Below are 25,393 nucleotides of genomic sequence, written 5' to 3'. Positions count from 1 at the left end.
CTTGGTCGAATGTTCCTTATGATAATAGAATTTGGAGCGTCAGGCACTAAAAGAGCACATTACTCTATAAAAATTAGTAGATTGAGAAAAAAGCATGTATTTTTTTGGCAAAATTTTAGGCGCATTTTTTGGTTTTCTGTTTGGTGGGCCTATTGGCGCATTCATCGGATTGTATATTGGACACCGTTTTGATCGCGCAAAAGCGATCAATCAAGCCCGTCAGGGCGGTTTTTCTGGATATCAGAGAACCGTTAATCCAGCGCAGCAAGTAGAGTTCTTTAAAGCTGCGTTTTCGGTCATGGGCCATGTCGCAAAGGCAAAAGGGCAGGTAACTGAGAGCGAGATTCAGCTTGCAAGTATCATGATGCAACGCATGAATCTGGATGAAAATCAGAGACGCATTGCTCAAGAAGCATTTCGTGAAGGTAAGTCACCATCTTTTCCATTGAGAGAAGTGCTAGGTCGCGTTCGAGAAGTGAGCGGGCGTAGGCATGACTTGATGCAGTTCTTCCTTGAACTTCAGATTTCTGCAGCCTTTGCCGATGGAAGTATTCACCCTAACGAGCGTGATGTACTGCATATTGTGGCTGAAGTCTTGGGCTTTAGTGCCGCGCAACTTGAGCGCCGACTTAAAATGCAAGAAGCGGCTTATCGGTTTCAACAAAGCGGTGGATATGGCGGACAGTACTCTGGAGGAGGCTATCAGCAGCAAGCCACGACTCAAGATCAGATTGCTGCCGCATATGAAATCCTTGGCGTAGAAGCTTCGGCTGAACCCAAAGAGATTAAGCGTGCTTATCGCAAGCTAATGAATGAGCATCATCCAGATAAATTGTCAGCAAAAGGTTTGCCGCCAGAAATGCTTGAAGTAGCAAAAGAAAAGGCGCAAGAGATTCAGAATGCCTATGATGTAGTAAAGAAAGAGCGAGGCTTTAAGTAAGGGTATTCTATGGCACCAAGTTATGATGATGTGTTGAGCTTTTGGTTCGAAGAGTTACAGCCAAGTGATTGGTTTCGTTCTAGTGCTGAGCTAGATCAACAGATTAAACAGCGATTTGGTGAATTACATAGCAAAGCCTGTCAATGCGAGATGTTCGAATGGCGCCAATCTCCACAGGGGAGATTGGCCGAAATCATCGTATTAGATCAGTTTTCTCGTAATCTATTTAGAGATTCACCTCTAGCGTTTGCCAGTGATCCTTTAGCCCTTGCGCTAGCGCAAGAAGCCGTTTCGCTGAAAGTTGACTCTAAACTCCCTCCACAACAACGTAGCTTTGTTTACATGCCGTACATGCACAGTGAGTCGTTGCTTATTCACGAATATGGACTGCGATTATTTACTCAAAGCGGTTTAACTCAAAATGTCGAGTTTCATCTCAAGCATACCGCGATCATAGAGAAGTATGGCCGCTACCCTCATAGAAACAAAGCGTTAGGTAGGCAAAGTAGCAATGAGGAAATTGAGTTCCTCACTCAGCCAGGCTCAAGCTTTTAGTCGGCTTTGTTAAGTTTCCAGTCGTAATCAAAACTCACTTTCCCTTTAAAGCCTGTGAGATCGGAGCGATACTTTGCGAGGTGTTTAATTACTCCTTGCTCTCCATCAAAATCCACGGCAAACCAGTCATAGATTGACGAAAGCTGAAGCTTACTATTGCTTAGTTTGGCGCCCTTATCACTATTCACAAAGGCTTGTGCACTTTGCTCTAGCAATTGCTCGGTATTTTCTGCGGTAAACGCCTGTGCTTGAAGGTTAGGACAACCTAGACTGGCACAATTAACGGCATAGTGAGTGCGAGGGTCTTGCCAAATTGGGCGCAAAATTCGATGCTCAATATCGTTGAGACTCAATGGTTTTCCCGCCACTTCAATAATCTCATTTCCCCAAGGTCCAAAGCTAAATAATCCGCCTAGTTTGGTGATAGATTTTACTGGGTAGTTATCGAGAATAAGATCGACAGTCAAGGCATTGTAAAGGTTAACCCAATACGCGTATTGCTCTGCTTGAGAGTATTGGCGAGGGTCGATCTTGGCTAAGGATGAGATGTAGGTCTTGAGGGTTTGCTTGTCTGTGCTTGTAACTGAGGCATAACGAAACAAAGTATTTTCACCACGTTCAACTAAATAAGTGTCTAACAGAGTCTGCCATTGACTGTGGTCGATGCTTTGTGTGCTCTGGGTATGTTTATCCCAAAATGGCCATGGTTCAGATTTTGGTGCGCTAAAGGCGTTAAATGAGAACAGCGTGAGAATCAATATCCATACCTTGTACATGTCTTTCTCCATTTGGTATAAGAAATAAAAAAGGCCTTGTATCAACAAGACCTTTCAATTGGGAACTCTATTTCAACAAATTATGCTTAACGCATAAATGCAGGGATATTGTTCTCATATTCAGTAATTTTTTCAGCGTGCTGCAGCGTCAAACCAATGTTATCTAAGCCATTGAGTAGGCAGTGGCGACGAAACTCATCAATTTCAAAGCTGTACTGTTTGCCATTGGCGGTCACTAGCATCGCTTCTAAGTCTACCGTCACTTCAGCACCTTCGTTTGCTTCAACAAAGGTGAAAATTTCATCGACTTCTTGTTCTGTAAGGCGCACTGGAACCATCTGATTGTTGATGGAGTTGCCATAGAAAATATCGGCAAAACTTGGTGCGATCATCACTTGAATGCCGTAGTCAGCGAGTGCCCAAGGTGCGTGTTCACGTGATGAGCCACAACCAAAGTTCTCGCGCGCTAGTAGGATACTTGCGCCCTTGTAGCGAGGCTCATTCATTACAAACTCTGGGTTTGCTTGCTGACCTGCATCATCTAAGAAGCGCCAATCGTGGAACAAGTGCTGACCAAAACCTGTGCGCGTTACCTTTTGCAGAAACTGCTTTGGAATGATGGCATCTGTGTCCACATTCGCAGCATCAAGAGGAACGACTAAGCCTGTATGTTGTTTAAAACCTGACATGTTATTTCCTCTTACTGCTGTTCAAAAGTGCGAATATCAACAAAATGACCAGCGATTGCTGCTGCCGCTGCCATTGCCGGGCTAACTAGATGCGTACGACCTTCACGGCCTTGGCGTCCCTCAAAGTTACGGTTACTGGTAGAGGCACAGCGCTCTTTTGGACCCAAGCGGTCGTTATTCATTGCTAGACACATAGAGCAACCTGGTAGGCGCCACTCAAAGCCTGCCTCGATAAAGATTTTATCTAGACCCTCTGCTTCTGCTTGCGCTTTTACTTGCTCAGAGCCCGGAACGATAAGCGCTTGAACGTGGCTCGCTACTTGACGACCCTGGGCAACTTTTGCTGCTGCGCGCATGTCTTCAATTCGAGAGTTGGTGCAAGAGCCCACAAACACTTTATCGACAGGGTATTCAGAAAGCGACTTACCTGCTTCTAGTCCCATGTAAGCTAATGCTTTTTCCGCAGAGGCTTTCTCTACAGGGTCGCTGAAGCTTGTTGGGTTAGGAATTGGTGTATCAACAGAGATAACCTGACCTGGGTTTGTTCCCCATGTTACTTGAGGTTTGATCTCTGTCGCATCCAGTGTCACTACAGCGTCAAACTCAGCGTCATCATCAGATTTTAGGCTTGACCAGTAAGCAACCGCCTCATCCCAGTCACTGCCTGTTGGTGCAAACTTACGTCCCTTGATGTATTCGAAGGTGGTTTGGTCTGGAGCGACTAGGCCAGCTTTCGCGCCTAGCTCAATCGCCATATTACATACTGTCATACGACCTTCCATCGACAGATCAGTAATGGCTTCACCACAGAATTCAACCACATAGCCAGTACCACCGGCAGCGGTCGTCTTACCGATAATAGCAAGTACGATGTCTTTGGCGGTAATACCCTCTGCAACCTTACCCTTAACCTCAATCTTCATGGTTTTAGCACGAGATTGTTTTAGAGTTTGAGTAGCAAGTACGTGTTCAACTTCAGAGGTACCGATACCAAACGCGATAGAGCCAAATGCGCCGTGAGTTGCGGTATGAGAATCACCACAAACAATGGTCATGCCTGGAAGAGTAATACCAAGCTCTGGGCCCATAACGTGCACAATGCCTTGATACTTATGATTCAAGTCATAAAGGCGAACACCGAACTCAGCACAGTTGCGAGACAATGTTTCCATTTGGATACGAGCCATTTCACCAGAGGCATTGATGTCTTTGGTGGTGGTGGATACGTTGTGATCCATAGTGGCGAAGGTTTTGCTGGTTTGACGTACGCGACGCCCTTTTTCACGCAGACCATCAAACGCTTGTGGTGAGGTCACTTCATGAACTAGGTGGCGGTCAATGTACAAGATAGGGTTTTCACCCTCAGCTTCTACTGCAATATGCGCATCGTAGATTTTTTCGTATAAGGTTTTAGCCATTATTCTTTCCTTTTTGCTTCGCAAATGAATGCGAAGCAAACTAATCCATTTTAAGAGTTACGAATGTATTCAGCGATCTTATCGCCCATCTCTGAAGTCGTCAGCGCGGGTTTGTCGCCAGCTAGGTCTGCAGTAAGTTCACCAGCAGCCAAAGCTTTAGATACGGCATTCTCGATATCTTTTGCTGCTGCTTCTTCACCTAGGCTGTAGCGCAGCATTAGAGCGGCTGACAGGATTTGAGCAACAGGGTTAGCAATGTTTTTGCCTGCGATGTCAGGAGCACTGCCACCGGCTGGTTCGTATAGGCCAAAGTTGCTTTCATTCAAGCTTGCTGACGGTAGCATGCCCATTGAACCTGTGATCATTGCACACTCATCAGAGATGATATCGCCGAAGATGTTTGAGCACAGCATGATATCGAATTGAGACGGGTCCTTGATAAGCTGCATAGTCGCGTTATCGATGTACATGTGGTTCAGTTCAACATCAGGGAAGTCTTTTGCTACTTCTTCTACAACTTCACGCCATAGAATAGAGCTTTGTAGAACGTTCGCTTTGTCAATGGAGTAGACGTTTTTGCCACGTAGACGAGCTGATTCAAACGCGATACGAGCAATACGGTCGATTTCATAGCGATGGTAAACCTCAGTATCAAAGGCTTTCTCGTTTGCGCCTTCGCCTTCACGACCCTTCGGCTGACCGAAGTAGATACCGCCAGTTAGCTCACGAACAACAACGATATCAAAACCACGATCTGAAATGTCTGCACGAAGCGGGGAGAAGCTCTCTAGGCCCTTGTGGATTTGTGCTGGACGTAGGTTACAGAATAGCTGGAAGTGTTTACGCAGAGGAAGCAAGGCGCCACGTTCTGGTTGATCGTTTGGTGGTAGGTTTTCCCATTTAGGACCGCCTACAGAGCCAAATAAGATAGCATCAGAGGCTTCACAACCGTTTAGTGTTGCCTCTGGTAATGGCGAGTCATGATTGTCGATAGCGATACCACCTACATCATGCTCACTACGCTCAAACTTAATAGAGTGCTTGCTTTCAATTGCATCAAGAACTTTATGAGCTTGTTGCATTACTTCTGGGCCAATACCGTCACCCGGTAAAACGGCAATCTTGTAAGATTTATCTGCCATGAAATGGTCTTCCTTAAAATTATAAATGTTTGAGCTGCCCCTTGCGAATAATGACAAGGGGCGAAAGTATTAAACGGTTGCTGTGTTTCTCTTTTGCTTCATCACTTCGATTTGATCGGCACGATGAATGCTATTAATTACATGAAGTAGTGCTTGCCCCGACGCTTCTACAATATCGGTAGCTAGACCTGTGCCGTGATATTTGCGCCCTTTATAGTTGGCAATTATATCCGCCTGGCCTAGGCCATCTTCGCCTTCACCTTTTGCAGTAAGGTGGAACTTATCTAGATCAATTTCGTAACCAGTTAAGCGGTAAATACATTGGTAAAGAGCATCAACAGGGCCGTTGCCCACAGCGGCTTCGCATTTTTCTTCATCGCCACACTGCAATTTGATGCTAGTGGTTGCCATTACACTACCAGACTGAACACTTAAGTAGTTAAGCTTGAAGAAGTCATCCTCGTCACGAAGGTTTGCAAAGTGCATCAATGCTTCAAGGTCGTAGTCGAATACCTGACCTTTGCGGTCGGCCAATTTCAAGAAATCAGCGTACAAGGTATCAAGGTTATACTCTTCCTCTTTATACCCCATGCTATCCATATGACTCTTCACGGCAGCGCGGCCAGAGCGACTGGTCAGATTTAACGCTTGGTTTTTAAGGCCGATAGACTCAGGAGTCATGATCTCGTAGGTGTTCTTGTTCTTAAGCATGCCATCTTGGTGGATGCCAGAGGAGTGACTGAAGGCATTTGCGCCCACAATCGCTTTGTTTGCTTGTACTGGCATATTACAAAGCTGAGAAACCAGCTTGCTGGTACGGTGAATTTCATCGTGTTTAAGGTTGGTTTGAACACCAAGGAAGCTTTCACGAGTCTTGATGATCATTGCAATTTCTTCCAATGAGCAGTTACCCGCACGTTCGCCGATACCGTTGATGGTGCCTTCAATCTGACGAGCACCTGCTTGTACTGCGGCAATTGAGTTTGCCACAGACATGCCTAGATCATCGTGGCAGTGCACCGAGATAATGGCTTTATCAATGTTCGGAACGCGATTAAATAGAGTTTCGATGATGCCGCCAAACTCATTCGGCACTGTGTAGCCCACAGTATCGGGGATGTTGATGGTGTTGGCACCGGCATTGATAGCCGATTCCACCATACGGCATAGGTTATCGATAGGTGTACGGCCTGCATCTTCACAAGAGAACTCAACGTCATCAGTGTATTTACGTGCGTGTTTTACCGCATTTACACCCATTTCAATGACATCATCGTAGCTACGGCGAAGCTTGTCTTGAACATGAATGGTTGAAGTAGAGATGAAGGTATGAATACGGAACTGGTCCGCAACCTTTAGCGCCTCTGCTGCAGCGTCGATATCTTTTGCTACTGCACGAGACAGCGCACAGATACGGCTATTTTTGATGTGTTTAGCAATAGTTTGTACTGACTCAAAATCACCTGGAGAGGAAATAGGGAAGCCAGCTTCAATAACGTCCACACCCAAGCGCTCGAGTGCATAGGCAATCTGTAGTTTCTCTTTGACTGTTAAGCTAGCAGAAAGTGCCTGCTCGCCATCTCGTAGTGTGGTGTCAAAGACAATGACCTTATCGCTCATGTTGGCATCCTTTTTCCAGCGTTGTGATTAAATTTCAGCATAAAAAAACCCGCATTCTAGTTGCGGGTTTTATAAATCTTGGTGGTGTTTTTCGCCCACTAGCAACCCGCGTGTTTAAGTCACGATCAGGAGGAGCAGTAGAGAAGTTGAAACACCAAATTTCATAATAGAAAAACAATCCACCAATTAAGTTAACAAATTAGTACCGCAATTCCCCTGCAAGCGTCAAGGGTTAAGTGGAATAAATCTTCAACATTTCTTCAAAATTAGATTTACAGGTAAAACTTTCCGACTCTATTCCGCCCTTAACGCGTTGATTAAGCTAAATTAATCACTTTCGGCGTTTTTGATTAATTTAACTCCTCTCTATTTCGGTTTTACGTCACTATAATTAATCAATTGAGTAATTAATGGGTGGTGGGAGTTAGATGTCGAGAAAGGCAGGGAGGCCAGCTGAAAAAACCGAGGCGAGAGAGTGTCTTATCCGAAGCGCCAAATTGTTGTTCAGCAGTATGCCCTATGAAAAAGTTTCAACGCGCCTGATTGCAGAAAAGGCGGGAGTTAACTCGGCCATGATTCGTTACTACTTTGGCAATAAAGAAGGGCTTTTTGAAGCCATGATAACCTCTGTAATGACACCGATACTCGACAGCATGCGTAAGCATAAACAAAGTCCAAGCTCGCAATCTTTAGAGACCATCATGCGTACCCATTATTTAGTTATGAGTAAGGACCCCGAGTTTCCTCGTATGCTTGTGCGTATCATGATGCAACCGTCCTCAGAGGTTCAGCGCCAAGTGACGGAAAAGCTGTTTGATCAACTGGTAGGTGCGCTTGATAGTGATCTGCTCTTTACTCAAGGCAAACAAGATGTATTCCGTTCGGACCTGGATGTTAAGAAATGCAAGCTGACTTTTATTAGTATGCTGATGTTTCCCTTCATCTCACCACCGGCAATATTGGAAAAGCATCAAATTGAACTCACCCCGACTTTTCTAGAAGAGATGCTACATCACAACCTAAGTGTCATCGCATCTGGAATGATAAATACCAAGGTTCAGAACCAGGACAACAACCAATGAAACTTAACCGAAAACTACTGTTCTTTCCCGCTCTTGCTGTGGGGATCATCACTCTGGTGGTGATGATTGAAACTCGCCCTGATGTACCAACTAAGCCGGCGGGAGACAGAGCGAGGCCAGTTGAGGTCATGACCATGACTCCGGTCTCTATGGCGCCAGAAGCCATAGGATTTGGACAGGTCTCTCCCAAGTTTGAGTGGAAGGCGATTGCTGAAGTTACCGGCAAGGTGGTTTATCGAAATCCTGATCTTGAGCGTGGGCGCATCTTAACCGCCGGCACTGAAGTGCTCAGGATTGATCCGTTAGATTACGAACTAAAACTGATTCAGGCTAAAGCGGACCTTGGTTCCAGTGAAACCCAACTGAAAAAGCTGGCTTTAGAAAACAGCAATAGTAAGAACAGCTTAAAGATTGAAAAGAACCGCCTAAAGCTGGCAGAAACAGAGCTTAAGCGTATTCAAGATTTGAGAAGCAAGAAAGTGGCCTCTCAGTCTGATGTCGATGCACAGCAACAGACCTACCTTGCGCAGCAGAAGTTAGTTCAAGATATTGAAAATCAGATGGCGCTGTATCCCGATGAGAAAAAAGTCGCAGAGGCATTGATTGAAGTTAATCAAGCTAAAGTGAAAGAGGCTGAACGCTCCCTTGAAAAAACCAGTATTGTTCTTCCTCGCGATCTGCGAATTTCTTCTGTGGATATCGAACTTAACCAAGTCGTTAACCTGCAACAAGAAATGATAGTCGCGCAGGGCCTAGACATAATGGAGGTTGAGGCGCAACTTTCCATCCATGATATGCAATTGCTAGTGCAAAGCCTTGAAGCAAAAGATCGCGATGCAGTGGGCTCTCCATTGCCAAGTTTTTCTCGTCTTAACGCAGAGGTCACCTTATCGAGTGGGAATTTGGAAGCTACGTGGCCCGCTAAAGTCGCCAGAGTGAGTGACTCTATCGACCCCACTCAAGCCACAGCCGGTGTTATTCTCGAGGTCGAACAAGACTACAGTCAGTTATCTCCGAGTAGCAGCCCTCCAATGGTCAGTGGCATGCTAGTTCGAGCTAAAATCGAGGGGACAGAATCGCTAGCATGGGTGGTTCCTGAAAGGGCCTTGCATGGCGACAAGGTTTATTTATTTGAAGACAGTAAGTTAAAAATACTGCCGGTGACCGTGCTCTATCGACGTGATCAACAGGTGATTGTTGATGGTGATTTCTCCGACGGGGATACCTTGATCCTTAACGATCTATTGCCAGCGATACCGGGTATGCTGCTGAAGCTTGAAAGCCTTGACGATCAGTCTGATCCACAGGAGGGTGACGCGTGATTCGTTTTTTTGCAAGGCACCCAACAGCTGCCAACTTATTGATGCTGCTTATCTTCTTGGTGGGCGTGCTTACTTTGCCTACCATCAAGCGGGAAACCTTTCCTGAGTTTTCTCCTCCTTACATTATGGCGACCATTGTCTATCCTGGAGCCTCGCCAATGGAGGTAGAAGAGAGCCTGTGTGTCAGGATGGAAGATGCGGTAGATGGATTATCCAATATCGAAGAAACCACCTGTGAGGCTGTCGAAGGCAGCGCTCGACTGACATTAAAGCTCGATAACTCTGCAGATATTGGGCGTATGTTGGTGGACGTGCAAACCCAGATTAATTCGATTAATGACTTTCCAGACGAGATTGAATCTCCAATGGTGCAAGAGCTAGATTGGAATGAACCTGTGGTCGATGTAGCGATTACTGCAGATACCAGTTGGCCTGAGCTAAAGGCTTATGCAGAAAGCCTGAAGCGCACCATGAAGCTGGACTATGGTGTCTCTCTAGTGGATGTCTCCGGCTTTTCTGATCATCAATATCGTGTCGAACTCAATACCTACATCATGCGTCAGCTTGGATTGAGCGTGAATGATATTGCCTCTCAGATTGGCAAGCAGAACATAAAACTGCCTAGTGGTAACGTGGAAACGCCAGATAAGAATTTATTGATCCGATTTGATGAAAGGCGAGTCACCCCGCAGCAGCTAGAAAGCATAGTGGTGGGTTCTGGTCCCAATGGTTCTATTGTGCGCCTTCGTGATGTGGCGACCATTACCGATCGTTTTGAGCTGGATGAGCAGAAAGTGCTGTTTGATGAAAAGCCTGCAGCAATACTCAAGATCAGCAAAAATAAAGAAGATGATGCACTTAGAATCAAAGACAATGTTGCCCGTTTTGTCGATGATCAGCGTGCAATCGCTCCCGATGGCGTCACGATTGAGATGACTAACGATCTCTCATCTGTACTTTGGGATCGATTGAGCATGATGGTGCGAAATGGCTGGCAAGGCATTGTGTTAGTGTTTGCCACTATGTGGTTGTTCTTTAGTTTGCGTTATTCGTTCTGGGTTGCTGCGGGTCTTCCAGTTGCCTTCCTCGGCGGAATTTTCATGATGGCCAATCTTGGGATATCCATCAATATCATGTCGCTGGTGGGTTTACTGATGGCCATCGGTATCATGATGGATGACGCCATAGTGATCGCCGAATCGATAGCCGCACATTTGGATCGGGGGCAGAGCATTGATGATGCGGTAATAAACGGAGTGAAGAAGGTTCTCCCCGGGGTTGTTTCTTCATTTCTAACCACAGTGTGTATTTTTGGTAGTTTGCTGTTTTTAGATGGTGAGATGGGCGCTGTGCTAAAAGCGGTGCCACAGGTATTGATTCTTGTGCTCAGTATCAGTCTTATTGAGGCTTTTCTGATCTTGCCTCATCACTTATCACATTCGCTACATAGCGCCAAAAAAGAGCGTCCAGACCTGCGCTTTAAAACGGTATTTCTGCAAAAATTTGAACAGTTTCGCAATGGGACGCTAGTGCGTGCAGTAGATAAAGCGGTTGAGTATCGATACTTGTTTATGGGCTCGGTCATCGCAGCCTTGCTCATTTCTGTCTCCTTGCTTGCCGGTGGCCACCTCAAGTTTGTGCCTTTTCCTGAGTTGGATGGGGATATCGCTGAGGCGAGAATTATCCTGCCTCCAGGCTCGTCATTAAGCCAAACCGAAAAAGTAGTGGATCGACTGGTTAAATCTGCAGAGCGGCTTGATAAAGAATGGACTGAAAACGTAGAAAATGGCGTTCCTTTAATTCAGCACATTACCGCAAGTTTCAACAGCAATGCGGATGCGAATGAGTCGGGTCCGCACATTGCTACCGTGCGCCTAGATCTGCTTGGCGCAGAAGTGAGAAATACTATCCTTGATGATTTTATTGATGCTTGGCGCGAAGACGCAGGGGAGATGGCTGCGCCTATTTCACTGGTCTTTAAGCAGCCAACGATGGGGCCAGGCGGTCGAGCAATAGAGATCCGTTTGCAACATGACGACCTTGAGTCGCTTAAGGCGGCCTCGGTAGAGATACAGTCCTATTTGAATGAGTTTGATGGTGTGCATGGCGTGCTTGATGATATGCGGATGGGTAAAGAGGAAGTCTTAGTTAAATTGCGTCCTGGTGCTGAAAGCTATGGTGTGAATGGACAGATGATCGCAAGTCAACTGCGCGCCGCCTTCTATGGTGAAACGGCGGATGAGATTCAGATTGGCGTTGAGAATATTAAGATTGAGGTGCGTTTAGACAAGGAGGAAGCGGGCAACCTTGAGCGTCTGGCCAACTTCCCAATTATCATGCCTGACGGGGCACAGATCCCTCTCGCAACGTTAGCGAGCTTCGATTTTCAGCGTAACTATGTGCGTATTCAGCGCATTAACGGTATGCGCACCGTGGCGGTATTTAGTGATTTAGACACCTCAAAGGCAAGCTCTGGAGAGATTATCAATAAGTTCAAAACTCAAGAGCTTCTAAAACTTCAACAAAAGTACCCAGGTATTCGTGTCGACTTTGAAGGGGAATCCAAGGACACAGCAAAGACTGGTTCATCAATGGGCAAAGGCTTCTTGGTGGGGTTGTTTGGGGTGTTTGCCATTTTGAGTTATCAATTTCGCAGCTATCTCGAACCCTTCGTGGTTATGCTGGCGATACCGCTGGCCTTTATTGGGGTTATTTGGGGGCATTTCTTGCTCGGTCACAATATGAGTATGCCAAGTATTATGGGGTTTGTGTCTCTTGCAGGGATTGTGGTGAATGATTCTATCCTGTTAGTTCAGTACATTCGCTTCCATGTAGACGAAGGGGATACGGTGCATGACGCTGTGGTTAAGGCGAGTAGGGAGCGCTTCCGAGCGGTATTTATTACCTCGATGACAACCGCTGCGGGGTTATTGCCATTGCTACTGGAAACCAGCCTTCAGGCTCAGGTTATTCAGCCTCTGGTGATATCGATAGTTTTTGGTATCTTCGCTTCAACTGTATTGGTGTTATTTATGGTGCCTTGCGCTTATTCCATACTAGCCGATTTTGGCAAGGTATCTAAGCATGAGAACCTGAATGCCTAAGCTTAGTTTGAGTACATCAAAAAGTGCTTAAAATGTAATCTCAACTCAAACAAAACGTCACCTTCTTGTCATTTAACTTCCTTAGTTTGGGCATTAACCCATTGGGAACCCATCTGGGAAGTTGATAAGGAAGGCGACATGAGTAGTTTTGATTTAGAAAGTCAGGGTGTACAGCGAATAAACCCGATAGTTCGTTTTGATCTAGCATTTTCATTGTTCTGTCTTGAGCATAGATTCGCTTCTCAGGTTGGCTTATTCAGCAGGGCCGTCTCTCATTCTGGAGATGGCCACCTCTACGCTGCAATTGCCCTGATTGCTTGGGTTGCAGACTCTACTATAGGTAGTCTATTTCTTGCCTGTGGCCTAATTTCGTTTGTTATTGAGCTACCTATTTATTGGATCGCAAAGAACAGCTTTCGTCGCCGCCGCCCTCATGATTTATCCTCTCGACTGACCAACTTTATTGAGCCCTCCGATAAGTACAGCATGCCATCAGGGCATACTGCTGCTGCGACCATTATGGCGGTATTAACCTGTACCTTCTTTCCGAGCTTAGCCGTGATAGCGGTGGTTTGGGCCGGTCTCATTGCATTATCTCGAATTCTACTGGGTGTTCATTTCTTTAGCGATATCGTCGCAGGTGTGATGCTGGGATTAGCCAGTTCATTCACTGCAATGGCAATTGTAGGAGTTTAATTTGTGAAGATACTCTATGGCGTGCAAGGGACGGGAAATGGACACATTGCTCGAGCAAGGGCTATGGCCGAGGCATTGAAAAAGCAAGACGGCATACAAGTCGACTTTGTGTTTTCGGGTAGAGAAAGAGAAAAGTACTTTTCGATGGAGTCCTTCAATGGTTACCGCTCCTTTTCTGGGCTTACCTTCAACTCTCACTGTGGCAAGGTAGACTACATAAAAACGGCGACCAACAACAACTTGGTAGAGCTGTTCCAAGACATCAACAGCCTAAATGTCAAAGACTACGATTTAGTACTGAATGATTTTGAGCCTATCTCAGCATGGGCAGCTAAGAAGCATAAAGTGCCTTGTATCGGTATTAGTCATCAGAATGCATTTCGCTTTCAGGTTCCAAAGAAGGGCTTTGGCTTGATGGATAAAACCATCATTCACCACTTTGCTCCTTCGGATTTTCAACTGGGTTTGCATTGGTACCACTTTGAGCAACCCATCCTGCCACCTATTGTTCATACTTGTGCACAACATACGGTAGCCGAAGAAGCGTTTATCTTGGTGTATCTACCATTTGAAGATCTAAAACAAGTCGCAGATTTGCTGCAGCGTTTTTCTGATCACACATTTCGTTGTTATCACCCAGATGTCAGAGATGCGGATGATATTGGAAATGTGCAGTTTCGTCCCTTGTCGTTTTCTTCATTTCAGGGCGACCTTTCTCGCTGTCAGGGAGTGATTGCAAACGGTGGATTTGAGTTGCCATCGGAGGCGCTTTCACTTGGTAAAAAACTACTGCTTAAACCGCTTAATGGACAATTTGAGCAGCAAAGTAATGTGGCTACTTTGGAATATCTAGGGCTCGGTTCTGCAATGTTAGAACTGGAAGCTGGGACAATACGAAAATGGTTAGGTGAACAAAAACCGGATCCGATTCATTACCCTGATGTTGCGGGAGCTATCGCTGATTGGGTAGTAGAAGGAGACTGGCATCAGCAAGAAGCATTGAGCCAAACGCTTTGGAAGCAAGTCGATTTCCCTAGTCATATAACACATCTATTGGATTGACCAATACGCTTCACTCGTTCTTATTTCTCTAGTGGTAAATGACCATTTGTTGCTGGTTATTTACCACTTTTAGTGTTGATGCCTTTCATTAATGATTGATTTTTGTCTAATTATTCATCACAAAACCTGATTTAGCTTTTTTTATGCTTATATTAAGTGGTTGTTATGTAAGTTAAAAAACTTATTGTTGATAAAATGTACTGATTCTTTATCAATTTGCTTGTTCATTGGTGATGATTTGAAACATATTAGCCTCATTGAATATTCATCCCGTTGATGATTCGCAGGTTAGTTAGTCGCTTCGTAACTGTTCTTTGATACGAGCGATACAGTAAAACTGACACGCGGTTGGCTAAATAGAATAAAGAGAAGAGTATATGTTAACTAGCAATTCACATGATTGGCAGCAAGGATTAGCTCACCAAGGAACAACCTTACGTGGAGTCGACTTAAATCTGCTAACAGTGTTTGATGCAGTTATGCAGGAGCAAAATATCACTCGCGCAGCAAAAAATCTGAACATGTCTCAGCCTGCAGTAAGTAATGCAGTAGCGCGCTTGAAAGTGATGTTTAAGGACGATCTATTTATGCGTCAAGGTCGTGGTATTTCTCCAACTCTTCGTGCTCGTCAATTGTTTGTTCCAGTTCGTCAGGCACTGCAGTTGGTTAAGAATGAATTGCCGGGTGCTCTATTTGATCCAGCGACATCGACCAATACGTTCTCCATTGCAATTGGAACGCCTAATGACGTTCGATTTGCCCCTCAACTGATCAAGCGCACGACAGAGAAAGCGCCCAACGTTAAGTTAAATCTAGACTCGTTAGGTGGTGTTTCGTTGCATGAGAAACTTAAGCACCAAGAGCTTGATTTTGTGATTGATTATACTCGTTTCGAGCAACCTGGCTTTGTAAGCACTGAGCTCTATAGTGATGAGCTTGTGGTGATTTGTGCTAAAGATCACCCTCGTCTAGGCGACAAGAACCAGATCTCTATGGAGCAACTTTTAACTGAGCAACATGCACGCCTGTCTCCAACTAGCGATGTAATGGGTTTGAGTAATCGAATCTACAAAAGCTTAGAGGTGACCTCTTCATACCGAGGTGCAACATTAGGCAATTTGATTGCGGTCTCTGCGCAATCTGAACTTATTTGTATTGTGCCGCGTTGGGTAAAAGACTTTTTCCCAACAAATCTTGGTATTCATGAATTGCCATTCCCTGGTGAGCCAACTGAGATTAAGGCTTACCTGACATGGCATGAATCGCGTGAAAACGATGAATCTCATGTGTGGATGCGAGAGCAATTAATGACAGTTTGCACAGAAGTGGTAGCAAAAGATCGTTAGGGATCTTTTGCCAAAAATAGCGCATAAAATCATCAAGCACCAAAAAGTCGGTTTTTTGGTGCTTTTTTATTATCCAAATGCAAATAGTGACTACTCTTACCAGTGAGCAAAAACACGGTTTATGTCCAATTTTGTATGATAAGAAAGCTATTAGAATTGCGTTTTATTTGCCCGACTGTAAACTATGCGCTCACTCAGCTTACACCTGTAAGCCAAAAGGTAGAGGTTTATGACCAGTTCAGAGTTTCACATTGTAAAAAAGGTTCGCCAACAGGTTGTAGATGGAGGAGATCGCGCTGCACTCAAACATAAGGTTAATGGTGCTTGGTGCGATATTTCTTGGTCGCAATTTGGACAGCAAATGGACGCTGTTTCTATGGCACTTTTGGCTCAAGGATTGAGTGTTCAGGATAAGGTCGGTATCTATTCTAACAACATGCCAAAATGGACAATGGCAGATATTGGTGCATTACAAGCACGTGTTGTAACCGTTCCTATTTATCCTACTAATACAGCAGAACAATCTGCTTATGTAATTCAAAATGCAGACGTTAAGGTGTTGTTCGTTGGAGAACAAGATCAATATGACGCCTCTGTAGATATCTTCGAGCAATGCGAACAGCTTGAGCTGATCGTTGCGATGTGCGATAGCATCAAACTTGGAGACAATAGCTTCAGCCTTTCTTGGGATGACTTCCTTAAAGCTTCCGAAAAGAATGATGCTGACGCGCTCAGCAATGAATTTGAGCAACGCCTTGCTGATGCAAATCTAGATGATCTTGTGACGCTGATTTATACCTCAGGTACCACAGGTCAACCAAAGGGTGTGATGTTGGATTACGCTAACTTTGCCTCTCAATTAGAAGGCCATGTTGAGCGTTTGAACCTAACCAAAAATGATGTGTCTTTGTGTTTCTTGCCTCTTTCGCACGTATTTGAGCGCGCTTGGACTATGTTCGTTCTGTACACCGGCGCAACCAATGCCTATTTGGTTGATACCATGCAGGTTAAAGATGCGCTAGGTGAGGTTAAGCCGACAGTGATGTGTGCTGTACCTCGCTTCTATGAGAAGATCTTCTCAGCAATTCATGAAAAAGTATCCCGTGCTTCTTTTGTCAAAAAAGCAATGTTCACTTGGGCTGTTAACATGGGTGCACGTATTGCGCTATGTAAGCAGGAACAGCGTGAGCCGTCTTACTTGCTCAAGCGCAGTCATGCCCTAGCGGACAAACTAGTACTGAAAAAGCTCAGAGCTTTGTTAGGTGGCAATATTACGATGATGCCATGTGGCGGTGCTAAGCTGGATGAAACCATTGGCCGCTTTTTCCATGCGCTTGGCTTGAACGTGAAGCTTGGTTACGGCATGACAGAGACTACGGCGACGGTTTCATGTTGGGATGAGCCTGCATTTAACCCTGATTCCATCGGCACTTCAATGCCTGGAGCTCAAGTTAAGATTGGTGAAAACAACGAGATCTTAGTACGCGGTCCTATGGTAATGCGTGGCTACTATAAGTTGCCAGAAGAGACAGCGAAAACCTTTGATGAGCATGGCTTCTTGAAGACGGGAGATGCGGGTCACTTCGATGATAACGGTAACCTATTTATTACTGACCGAATCAAAGAGTTGATGAAGACTTCTGGTGGCAAGTACATCGCCCCTCAAGTCGTCGAAGGCACCATAGGTAAAGACCACTTTATCGAACAAATTGCCGTTATTGCCGATACACGCAAGTTTGTTTCTGCCTTGATCGTCCCAAGCTTTGAGGCGCTAGAAGAGCATGCTAAAGAGCTGAATATCAAATACCACGACAAGGTCGAGCTACTAAAGCACAGCCAAATCGTTGAAATGCTCGAAGATCGAGTTGCTGAACTTCAACAAAACTTAGCCAAGTTTGAGCAAGTGAAAAAGTTCAAACTGCTACCTAAAGCCTTCTCTATGGAGAAGGGGGAACTGACTCCAACTCAGAAACTGCGCCGTAAGGTTATCAATGATCGTTATCAAGACGAAATTGATGAAATGTACGATGAAACGGGCAAGAGCAAGCCAAAGCCTAAAAAGTAGAGAGTTAACGTAAACAATTAGAGCCCGCCACTTTACTAAGTTGGCGGGCTTTTTTTATTTAACGCTATTAAAAACAGGTAGTTAAGAATCATGAGTCATATGGCTGTGCTTTTTTGTGATTTTTGTTAATGAAATGTGGTTTTTGCGTGGACATCTACAGGGCAAAAACGGTATGGTGGGCAGGTTATCCCACACCTGCTATGGCTGGTGTGGTGACATAGTTGAGTTGTTGTTGAGAGGCTTAAACGCTCAGCAATGATAAGGATACTTTTAGGCTACGAATAAGCCCTAGCTATGTAAAACCTAGCGGATAAGTGGACCAAACCTATTCGCAATTGGTAAGGAGAGATTTAATGGAAATGTTATCTGGCGCAGAAATGATCGTCCAGTCATTGATCGAAGAAGAAGTAGAGCAGATCTTTGGCTATCCGGGTGGTTCGGTTCTTGATATCTACGATGCCCTTCATGCAAAGACCGACAAGATCAAGCATGTTTTAGTACGCCATGAACAAGCGGCAACGCATATGGCCGATGGTTATGCTCGCTCAACAGGTAAGCCTGGAGTAGTGCTAGTATGTTCTGGCCCTGGTGCGACGAATACCGTCACTGGTATCGCGACGGCTTACATGGATTCGATCCCAATGATCGTCATTTCAGGAAACGTGCCAAATAGCCTGATAGGTAATGATGCATTCCAAGAATGTGACATTGTGGGCGTATCGCGTCCTATCGTTAAACACAGCTTTTTAGTTAAGCGTGCAGAAGATATTGCCGAAACGGTTAAAAAAGCATTTTTCATCGCCTCTACAGGCCGTCCTGGCCCTGTGGTGATTGATGTGCCGAAAGATGTCATGAATCCTCAGATTAAACTCCCTTACGAGTATCCTGAAACCATCAAGATGCGTTCTTACAATCCAACCACATCTGGGCATAAAGGACAGATTAAAAAGGCGTTGAAGGCCCTTTTAGAGGCGAAAAAGCCAGTGCTTTATGTTGGTGGTGGTGCAGTTATCTCAGAATCAGATAAATACCTAATCAGTTTGGCGGAAAAGCTTAACTTACCTGTGGTGAGTACCCTTATGGGCTTAGGCGCTTTCCCAGGGATGCACAGTAATTCCTTAGGCATGTTAGGCATGCACGGTACCTACGAAGCAAATATGGCGATGCACAATGCCGACCTTATCTTTGGTGTGGGGGTACGATTTGATGACCGTACGACTAATAATCTAGAGAAGTACTGCCCTGACGCTAAGATCATTCACGTGGATATTGACCCGTCTTCAGTATCTAAGAACGTTCGCGCAGACCTGCCAATTGTGGGCTCTGCGGATAAGGTTCTTGAGTGCATGGTGTCACTGCTAGAAAATCAAAACAGTGATAATGACAAAGAAGCCTTAGATCGCTGGTGGACTGAGATTGGAACTTGGCGTGAACGTCAGTGCTTAGCTTACGAGAAGTCGCCAGATAAAATTAAACCGCAACAGGTTATTGAAACACTACACAAACTGACCGATGGTGACGCATATGTTGCCTCTGATGTAGGTCAGCATCAGATGTTTGCAGCTCTTTACTACCCATTCAAACAGTCTCGTCGTTGGATTAACTCCGGTGGTCTAGGCACTATGGGCTTTGGTCTTCCAGCGGGGATGGGGGTTAAGTTTGCACACCCTGAAGAAGAAGTAGTGGTAGTGACGGGCGATGGCAGTATTCAAATGAATATCCAAGAGCTATCTACGGCGCTTCAATACGGCATTCCAGTAAAAATCATTAACCTTAATAACCGCTTCTTGGGAATGGTTAAGCAGTGGCAGGACATCATCTACGAAGGACGTCACTCAAACTCCTACATGACTTCGGTACCTGATTTTGCAGCCATTGCCGAGGCCTATGGTCATGTTGGTATTCGCATTTCTTCACCAGATGAGCTCGAATCAGGACTACAAAAAGCGTTAGATATGAAAGACCGTTTGGTATTTGTCGATATCAGCGTAGACGAAACAGAACACGTGTATCCAATGCAAGTTAAAGGCGAAGGCATGGACAATATGTGGTTAAGCAAGACGGAGAGAACCTAATATGAGACATATCATTTCCCTACTAATGGAAAACCAACCAGGTTCACTGTCTCGAGTCGTGGGTCTGTTTTCACAGCGTGGCTACAACATTGAATCTCTAACGGTATCACCAACCGATGATGAGACCCTTTCACGTCTGAATATCACAACAGAAACCGATGAACTGCAATTAGAGCAAATACAAAAACAGCTGCATAAGTTGATTGATGTACTTAAGGTGCAAGAAGTTACCGAGTTTGAACATATTGAGCGTGAGCTTATGATGGTGAAACTAAAGGCATCAGGATTTGCCCGCGCCGAAGTGAAGCGTACCGCTGATATCTTCCGTGGTCAGATTGTGGATGTCACAGCTTCTCAATACACAGTACAACTGGCAGGTACCAGTGAAAAACTCGATGCCTTCATTCAAGCGGTATCTGAAATTACTGATGTTATTGAGGTTGCTCGAAGCGGCATCGTGGGTATTGCTCGTGGTGAAAGAGCGCTGAAAGCATAGTTTTCATTTAAGACGTGTTGAAAGGTAAGTACTTGCTAACTTAGTTGGTGTATATCTTAACTCACTGAATAATCTGAATTTTATATTTAGCCTTAAAGTCATCTCTGTCACAGGGATGGCTTTTTTAATGTCTAGAACTTTGAGGCAGTGCAAATAGTATGATTATTGTGATTGCGTGGTGCTTTTTTGAACGATACACTGCGCCCAGTTTGAATGAACACAGTATCGCTGAGTGAGATAGGGATAGCGCAACTCTGTGATCATATCGAGGCGAAGTATGTTAAAGAATGCATTTGTAAGATTAGTTGTTGGTGGTTTATTGATGATGGCAGTGACATTTAACGCTGTTTATTTTTTACCACTAGTGTTGTTGATGAATACACACCGAAGAGAGCTGTTCTCTTACTAAAACTTACTCAGTAACAGACATAAAAAAAGAGAGCCAATTGGCTCTCTTTTTTGTATCTGTATCGGACTACAAATTATAGTACGTGTACAGATGCAGTGTTAGTAGTACCTGAAGCAACTAGAGCGCCAGAAACCATAACTACGATGTCGCCTTTCTTACCAAAACCAGACTCTAGAGCGTACTCTTTACCGTTTTTGTAGAATTCGTCAGTGCTGTTGATAGAGTCAACAAGAACTGGGCGAACACCCTTAGTAAGAACTAGCTGAGCAGCAGTCTTAGGGTTAGTAGTTAGAGCAACGATGCTTGCAGTTGGGAAGTACTTACGTACAGAACGTGCAGACTTGCCGCCTTCAGTAGCAACGATGATTAGTGGAGCAGCTAGCTTCTCAGCTGTGTCTACTGCGCCTTTACATACTGCTTCAGTGATACGTAGACGTGGGCTGTCAAGACGAGAACCTAGTTCTGCTTTAAGAGCGCTGTCAGTACGGTTAGCGATTTGAGCCATGATAGCTACTGATTCTACTGGGTACTTACCTTTAGCAGTTTCACCAGAAAGCATTACTGCATCAGTACCATCCATGATTGCGTTCGCAACGTCACCCGCTTCAGCGCGAGTTGGACGTGGGTTGCTGATCATAGAATCAAGCATTTGAGTTGCAGTGATAACAACTTTACGTGCGCGGTTACACTTCTCGATCATCATCTTCTGAGCGAAGATTACTTCTTCAGCTGGGATTTCAACACCTAGGTCACCACGAGCAACCATGATGCCGTCAGAAGCTTCAAGGATAGCGTCAAAGTTATCAACACCTTCTTGGTTCTCGATCTTAGAGATGATGTGGATGTTTTCGCCACCGTTAGCGTTTAGAAGCTCACGGATTTCTTTAACGTCTTCTTCTTTACGGATGAAAGAAGCAGCAACGAAATCAACGCCTTGCTCACAACCGAACTTAAGGTCAGCTTTGTCTTTCTCAGAAAGAGCTGGAAGTTGAACAGAAACGCCAGGAAGGTTAACACCTTTGTTTTCGCCTAGTGCGCCGTTGTTAAGAACTTTACACTTAACTTCAGTTTCAGAAGTAGAGATAACTTCCATTTCGATTAGACCGTCGTCTACTAGGATAGTGTTACCAGCAGATAGGTCGTTTGCGAAACCAAGGTAAGTTACAGCAACGATGTCTTTGTTACCTACTACAGAAGCATCTGTAGTGAAAGTGAATTCTTGACCAGCTACTAGATCAACGTCATTGCCGCCTTCTAGTTTGATAGTACGGATTTCTGGACCTTTAGTGTCTAGAAGGATAGCTAGTTGCTTGCCTACTTTAGACATAACTTCGCGGTAGTTTTCGATACGCGCAGCGTGCTCTTCAAAGTTACCGTGAGAGAAGTTCAGGCGCATTACGTTCATGCCTGCATTTACTAGTTCAGTTAGCTTCTCTACAGATTCAGTTTTAGGGCCAATCGTACATACGATTTTGGTCTTTTTCATGGAAAATACTCTCCGGTAAGTATTACGTAAGATTAAATAGGGTACTGGCGGCCATATTACTTCATTTGTAATTAAATTACAAAATTTACAGCGAGTCGTTATTTTGTGACTCAAAAAGTATTTATTGGCAACCACGACGACCAATCACACATTATTAGTCATTTTTAGACCCATAATTGGATTAATTTTCGTCTAATCCGCCGTTAAAACCCGAATGAACTCTTTAGTCAGTCAGGCACTATCGGCAAAAATTCTGTAATAAAGTTTCTTTCTGGTGTCGGATTCTAACACCGAACTTAATGAAGTTCACGATTTAGAATTGTCTTAGAACAAGGTTTTAGCGCAAAATTATTATTTTTAACATTGAAATAAATCCACAGAGCTAAAACTAGGCTAGATCAGGCTTGAGACGTCTTGCTGTCGTCTAAATTTAGCCTCTCAGAACGTGTTATATTCGGTAGTTGTTGATCGGATGATCATCTGAAATATTTAAAGAGGAAGTAACATGTTGAAACTGGGTGTTATAGGCTCAAACTGGATTACCGAACGCTTTATTGATGCTGCTAAGACCAGCGATTCGTTCTTGTTGCAGGCTGTGTATTCAAGAAATATCGAGAACGCGAAGCAGTTTGCTCAAAAACATCAAGCAAGTTATTACTTTGACTCATTGGAGGCCTTAGCCAGCAGTGATGTTGATGCCGTCTATATAGCCAGTCCAAATTCATTTCACGCCCCTCAGGCGATGCAATTAATGAAGGCAGGTAAACACGTTATTGTTGAGAAACCTATTGCTTCCAACTTTGCATTGGCGCAGCAGATGTATCAGGTAGCGCAAGAGCAAAGTGTGATCCTCTTTGAAGCCTACATGTCTAGCTACCTGCCCAATTTTGATATTGTTAGACAATCTATCCCCAAGCTCGGAAAGCTTCGCAAAGCGAATATTAATTACTGCCAGTATTCTTCTCGCTATCAAAAGTACTTGGATGGAGAGAATCCTAATACTTTTAATCCCTTGTTTTCCAATGGCTCTATTATGGATATTGGCTTTTATTGCATTGCGGCCTGTGTCGAGCTGTTTGGTGAGCCGAGGTCAATAAAAGCACAAGCTGCTTTACTTGAGTCTGGTGTTGATGGTCATGGTAGCGTTATCTTGAATTTTGGTGACTTTGATGCGGTCGTTACCCATTCAAAGGTCAACGATTCTTATCTGCCTAGTGAAATACAAGGCGAAGATGCTGCCCTGCAGATTGATATGATCTCTTTGTGCCAAAGTGTGAAATGGTATCAAAGGGGGGAATCGCCATTGTCTATCGGAGTAAAGCAGCACACTAATCCTATGTACTACGAAGCCAAGGCCTTTGCTAAAGCGATAGGCCTTGGTCGAATTCACGCTGCGGATCAGCATAGAGCCTTGATAACCTCAAAGGTCATTACTGAAATTCGAGCGCAAACTGGAGTGGTTTTCCCAGCCGATAATGAAACCAAGTAGGTTGATATGTCGATAAATATCAGAGTTTTACGCCTTGATGACTGTTGATAGCTGTATCTTGGTTTATTCTTAGATTTGAGCAAATCTCTGTGGAGAAAGCATGTTATATGCGAACTAAAAATAAACGCTTCGACCTCAACTTATTAAGAGTCTTTGTGATTGCTTACCGCAGTCAATCTGTGACCAAGGCTGCTGATGAGTTGGATATGACTCAATCCGCGGTCAGTAATGCGTTGGCACGCCTGAAAGATAATGCCGGTCAGGAGTTGTTCGCTAGAACGGGTAGGGGAATAAAGCCTACTCGATTCGCTCAGGATCTTTACGATAGATTAGCAAGCCCACTTCTCGATATAGAGGCTTGCTTGTCTGGCTTGGAAAGCTTTGAACCCACTCAAAGCCAGCGATCGTTTGTTGTCTATGTGCACGAGGGGCTGATTTATACCTTGCAGCGAGCGCTAGTGAATACAGCGATGCCGCCAGGTATTGATGTAGTGACAAAAGAGCTACCGGCAACAGAGGAAGAGATCTACGATGATCTTAGTAATGAAAAGGTCGATCTTGTTATCGATGTAGTAAAATCTACATCTCGAGTATATGCCAGCCAAGCGTTAACAGAGAATAAACTGTGTTGTGTGGTGCGAAAAGGGCACCCGAGATTACCTAATAATTCGATCAGTAAAGATCAATACCTAAGTGAAAAGCACGCCATACTTAATTTGAGACGAAGAAGCCTGCCATTCGTGGGGTGGTTTGTAGATGAAGTATTACCGCAGCGAGCAGTGCACTCTCAGCACTCGTCATTGATGGGCATAATGAGTGCTGTGTCGTTTAGTGATGCGGTCGCGACGGTTCCTTATCACCTTGCCTTGCAATACCAAGATGCCTTTGGGTTACAAGTCTTAGACTTTCCCTTTGATGTAGATACCTACCAGTCTTATCTCGTTTGGAATAGCCGGATGAATCAAAATAAGGCTAACTTGTGGCTACGTGAACTGGTATCTAGTCTGCTTGAAAAGGATGAACCGATAGTAAGTACTAACTGATTAGCAAATTTCTTGCATTGTTGGGTAAGTACAAAATACCCAGCTCTGCAGCTTGTTTGGCATTTATCTGTTTGCTGACAATAGCGCTCAACACATCGACATCGATGATTATGGATTCTTCACTCTCTCCCTGTGGCACCTCATGTTGTTTGATGTTTATTCCTGAGTTTGACGCGATGATTTTGTAGTAGTGTCCTTTGCTCGACTCAAACAAGAACCACTCACCCTCACTTTTGGCGTTGAGTTGCTGTTGAAGTTGAAACATGAGCATCATCATTCTTTGCTCATAACTACCCCTAGTTGAAGCCGTTATGGTATTGGCTTTAATCGCTTGCGTAGTGGCCAACTGAATACTGAATGTTTGTTTGGGAACTTTGTAAAGTGCGCCGCTGCCAATACCATCCATGACGCATGCTGCTGCCATAGAGGGTACGAGTAATGCAGAAGACAAAAGCACAGCAATGGTTTTTTTGATAAGGGTAGGCATATCGAACTCCAATCATAAAAGACATTAAGCACTTCCGTGTGCCTGAGCTTACCGTAATAAGCCTGCCTCCTAGGACTTTTAGCCAACGAGT

At 44.6% G+C, this 25,393-nt stretch carries 21 protein-coding genes; 14 read left to right on the top strand and 7 right to left on the bottom strand.

The features are described from left to right. Positions 1–94: 94 nt before the first annotated feature. Both djlA and OCU46_RS12315 read left to right on the top strand, forming a co-directional pair. The gene (gene djlA / locus OCU46_RS12320; protein ID WP_141270859.1) at positions 95–940 is read left to right on the top strand and encodes a co-chaperone DjlA; all 846 of its coding nucleotides are present in this window, start codon (positions 95–97) and stop codon (positions 938–940) included. A gap of 9 nt (positions 941–949) precedes the next feature. Next, positions 950–1,495: a DUF924 family protein gene (locus OCU46_RS12315; RefSeq protein WP_141270858.1), complete on the top strand. Its 546-nt coding sequence runs from the start codon at positions 950–952 to the stop codon at positions 1,493–1,495. On the opposite strand, the gene OCU46_RS12310 is transcribed toward OCU46_RS12315, so the two are convergent. From OCU46_RS12310 to leuA, 5 genes are all read right to left on the bottom strand, one after another. Beyond that, a complete protein-coding gene (locus OCU46_RS12310; protein ID WP_141270857.1) occupies positions 1,492–2,271 on the bottom strand; it encodes a DUF547 domain-containing protein in 780 nt (259 codons plus the stop codon). The two genes, OCU46_RS12315 and OCU46_RS12310, sit on opposite strands and share 4 nt — an antisense overlap. A gap of 86 nt (positions 2,272–2,357) precedes the next feature. Further along, the gene (gene leuD, locus OCU46_RS12305) at positions 2,358–2,960 is read right to left on the bottom strand and encodes a 3-isopropylmalate dehydratase small subunit (RefSeq protein ID WP_141270856.1); all 603 of its coding nucleotides are present in this window, start codon (positions 2,958–2,960) and stop codon (positions 2,358–2,360) included. Positions 2,961–2,971: 11 nt separating this feature from the next. Then, on the bottom strand, positions 2,972–4,378 hold the full coding sequence (leuC, locus tag OCU46_RS12300; RefSeq protein ID WP_141270855.1) for a 3-isopropylmalate dehydratase large subunit: 1,407 nt from the start codon (positions 4,376–4,378) through the stop codon (positions 2,972–2,974). A gap of 50 nt (positions 4,379–4,428) precedes the next feature. Continuing rightward, positions 4,429–5,520: a 3-isopropylmalate dehydrogenase gene (leuB, locus tag OCU46_RS12295; RefSeq protein WP_141270854.1), complete on the bottom strand. Its 1,092-nt coding sequence runs from the start codon at positions 5,518–5,520 to the stop codon at positions 4,429–4,431. A gap of 69 nt (positions 5,521–5,589) precedes the next feature. Continuing rightward, entirely contained in the window at positions 5,590–7,140 is a 1,551-nt protein-coding gene (gene leuA / locus OCU46_RS12290) for a 2-isopropylmalate synthase (protein ID WP_141270853.1), read from the bottom strand. Between the two features lie 428 nt (positions 7,141–7,568). Here leuA and OCU46_RS12285 point away from each other — a divergent pair, with 428 nt between their 5' ends. The 10 genes from OCU46_RS12285 to OCU46_RS12240 all read left to right on the top strand — a co-directional run bounded on the left by OCU46_RS12285 (position 7,569) and on the right by OCU46_RS12240 (position 20,797). Further along, positions 7,569–8,222, top strand: a complete 654-nt coding sequence (locus OCU46_RS12285) for a TetR/AcrR family transcriptional regulator (RefSeq protein WP_141270852.1) — start codon at positions 7,569–7,571, stop codon at positions 8,220–8,222. Then, positions 8,219–9,544 (top strand): efflux RND transporter periplasmic adaptor subunit, encoded by a 1,326-nt coding sequence (locus tag OCU46_RS12280; protein WP_141270851.1) that lies wholly within the window; start codon positions 8,219–8,221, stop codon positions 9,542–9,544. The genes OCU46_RS12285 and OCU46_RS12280 overlap by 4 nt, the downstream gene beginning before the upstream one ends. Continuing rightward, positions 9,541–12,648 (top strand): efflux RND transporter permease subunit, encoded by a 3,108-nt coding sequence (locus tag OCU46_RS12275; protein WP_141270850.1) that lies wholly within the window; start codon positions 9,541–9,543, stop codon positions 12,646–12,648. The genes OCU46_RS12280 and OCU46_RS12275 overlap by 4 nt, the downstream gene beginning before the upstream one ends. Positions 12,649–12,786: 138 nt before the next feature. After that, a complete protein-coding gene (locus OCU46_RS12270; protein ID WP_141270849.1) occupies positions 12,787–13,344 on the top strand; it encodes a phosphatase PAP2 family protein in 558 nt (185 codons plus the stop codon). Positions 13,345–13,347: 3 nt separating this feature from the next. Then, positions 13,348–14,406, top strand: coding sequence for an MJ1255/VC2487 family glycosyltransferase (locus tag OCU46_RS12265; RefSeq protein ID WP_141270848.1), 1,059 nt, complete (start codon positions 13,348–13,350; stop codon positions 14,404–14,406). Positions 14,407–14,783: 377 nt separating this feature from the next. After that, positions 14,784–15,752, top strand: coding sequence for a transcriptional regulator LeuO (gene leuO, locus OCU46_RS12260; RefSeq protein ID WP_141270847.1), 969 nt, complete (start codon positions 14,784–14,786; stop codon positions 15,750–15,752). Between the two features lie 229 nt (positions 15,753–15,981). Beyond that, positions 15,982–17,817 carry an AMP-dependent synthetase/ligase gene (locus OCU46_RS12255; RefSeq protein WP_141270846.1) on the top strand — a complete coding sequence of 612 codons (1,836 nt, stop codon included), beginning with the start codon at positions 15,982–15,984 and terminating at the stop codon, positions 17,815–17,817. A 353-nt stretch (positions 17,818–18,170) separates the two neighbouring features. Beyond that, positions 18,171–19,892, top strand: coding sequence for an acetolactate synthase 3 large subunit (locus OCU46_RS12250; RefSeq protein WP_141270845.1), 1,722 nt, complete (start codon positions 18,171–18,173; stop codon positions 19,890–19,892). Between the two features lies 1 nt (position 19,893). Further along, a complete protein-coding gene (gene ilvN, locus OCU46_RS12245; RefSeq protein WP_141270844.1) occupies positions 19,894–20,388 on the top strand; it encodes an acetolactate synthase small subunit in 495 nt (164 codons plus the stop codon). Positions 20,389–20,665: 277 nt separating this feature from the next. Then, on the top strand, positions 20,666–20,797 hold the full coding sequence (locus tag OCU46_RS12240) for a hypothetical protein (RefSeq protein ID WP_337972446.1): 132 nt from the start codon (positions 20,666–20,668) through the stop codon (positions 20,795–20,797). A gap of 73 nt (positions 20,798–20,870) precedes the next feature. On the opposite strand, the gene pykF is transcribed toward OCU46_RS12240, so the two are convergent. Then, positions 20,871–22,283: a pyruvate kinase PykF gene (pykF, locus tag OCU46_RS12235; protein ID WP_141270843.1), complete on the bottom strand. Its 1,413-nt coding sequence runs from the start codon at positions 22,281–22,283 to the stop codon at positions 20,871–20,873. A gap of 505 nt (positions 22,284–22,788) precedes the next feature. Between pykF and OCU46_RS12230 the strand changes: the two genes are divergently transcribed. Beyond that, the gene (locus OCU46_RS12230) at positions 22,789–23,772 is read left to right on the top strand and encodes a Gfo/Idh/MocA family protein (protein WP_141270842.1); all 984 of its coding nucleotides are present in this window, start codon (positions 22,789–22,791) and stop codon (positions 23,770–23,772) included. Between the two features lie 107 nt (positions 23,773–23,879). Beyond that, complete coding sequence (locus OCU46_RS12225; protein ID WP_141270841.1) at positions 23,880–24,815, top strand: LysR family transcriptional regulator; 936 nt, start codon at positions 23,880–23,882, stop codon at positions 24,813–24,815. Here the strand turns inward: OCU46_RS12225 and OCU46_RS12220 are convergent. Beyond that, on the bottom strand, positions 24,808–25,302 hold the full coding sequence (locus tag OCU46_RS12220) for a hypothetical protein (protein WP_141270840.1): 495 nt from the start codon (positions 25,300–25,302) through the stop codon (positions 24,808–24,810). The two genes, OCU46_RS12225 and OCU46_RS12220, sit on opposite strands and share 8 nt — an antisense overlap. Positions 25,303–25,393: the final 91 nt, after the last annotated feature.

It is taken from the genome of Vibrio comitans (assembly GCA_024346835.1).
Taxonomy (GTDB): Bacteria; Pseudomonadota; Gammaproteobacteria; order Enterobacterales; family Vibrionaceae; genus Vibrio; species Vibrio comitans.
The sequence above is the reverse complement of the archived record's forward strand: the minus strand, read 5'-3'. Positions and strand labels throughout refer to the sequence as shown.

Coding starts and splice junctions, on each gene's coding strand:
- ilvN (WP_141270844.1), top strand. CDS start 19,894: ATGAGACATATCATTTCCCTACTAATGGAAAACCAACCAGGTTCACTG.
- leuC (WP_141270855.1), bottom strand. CDS start 4,378: ATGGCTAAAACCTTATACGAAAAAATCTACGATGCGCATATTGCAGTA.
- OCU46_RS12315 (WP_141270858.1), top strand. CDS start 950: ATGGCACCAAGTTATGATGATGTGTTGAGCTTTTGGTTCGAAGAGTTA.
- pykF (WP_141270843.1), bottom strand. CDS start 22,283: ATGAAAAAGACCAAAATCGTATGTACGATTGGCCCTAAAACTGAATCT.
- OCU46_RS12220 (WP_141270840.1), bottom strand. CDS start 25,302: ATGCCTACCCTTATCAAAAAAACCATTGCTGTGCTTTTGTCTTCTGCA.
- djlA (WP_141270859.1), top strand. CDS start 95: ATGTATTTTTTTGGCAAAATTTTAGGCGCATTTTTTGGTTTTCTGTTT.
- leuA (WP_141270853.1), bottom strand. CDS start 7,140: ATGAGCGATAAGGTCATTGTCTTTGACACCACACTACGAGATGGCGAG.
- OCU46_RS12225 (WP_141270841.1), top strand. CDS start 23,880: ATGCGAACTAAAAATAAACGCTTCGACCTCAACTTATTAAGAGTCTTT.
- OCU46_RS12280 (WP_141270851.1), top strand. CDS start 8,219: ATGAAACTTAACCGAAAACTACTGTTCTTTCCCGCTCTTGCTGTGGGG.
- leuD (WP_141270856.1), bottom strand. CDS start 2,960: ATGTCAGGTTTTAAACAACATACAGGCTTAGTCGTTCCTCTTGATGCT.
- OCU46_RS12230 (WP_141270842.1), top strand. CDS start 22,789: ATGTTGAAACTGGGTGTTATAGGCTCAAACTGGATTACCGAACGCTTT.
- OCU46_RS12250 (WP_141270845.1), top strand. CDS start 18,171: ATGGAAATGTTATCTGGCGCAGAAATGATCGTCCAGTCATTGATCGAA.
- leuO (WP_141270847.1), top strand. CDS start 14,784: ATGTTAACTAGCAATTCACATGATTGGCAGCAAGGATTAGCTCACCAA.
- OCU46_RS12240 (WP_337972446.1), top strand. CDS start 20,666: ATGTTAAAGAATGCATTTGTAAGATTAGTTGTTGGTGGTTTATTGATG.
- leuB (WP_141270854.1), bottom strand. CDS start 5,520: ATGGCAGATAAATCTTACAAGATTGCCGTTTTACCGGGTGACGGTATT.
- OCU46_RS12255 (WP_141270846.1), top strand. CDS start 15,982: ATGACCAGTTCAGAGTTTCACATTGTAAAAAAGGTTCGCCAACAGGTT.
- OCU46_RS12270 (WP_141270849.1), top strand. CDS start 12,787: ATGAGTAGTTTTGATTTAGAAAGTCAGGGTGTACAGCGAATAAACCCG.
- OCU46_RS12310 (WP_141270857.1), bottom strand. CDS start 2,271: ATGTACAAGGTATGGATATTGATTCTCACGCTGTTCTCATTTAACGCC.
- OCU46_RS12285 (WP_141270852.1), top strand. CDS start 7,569: ATGTCGAGAAAGGCAGGGAGGCCAGCTGAAAAAACCGAGGCGAGAGAG.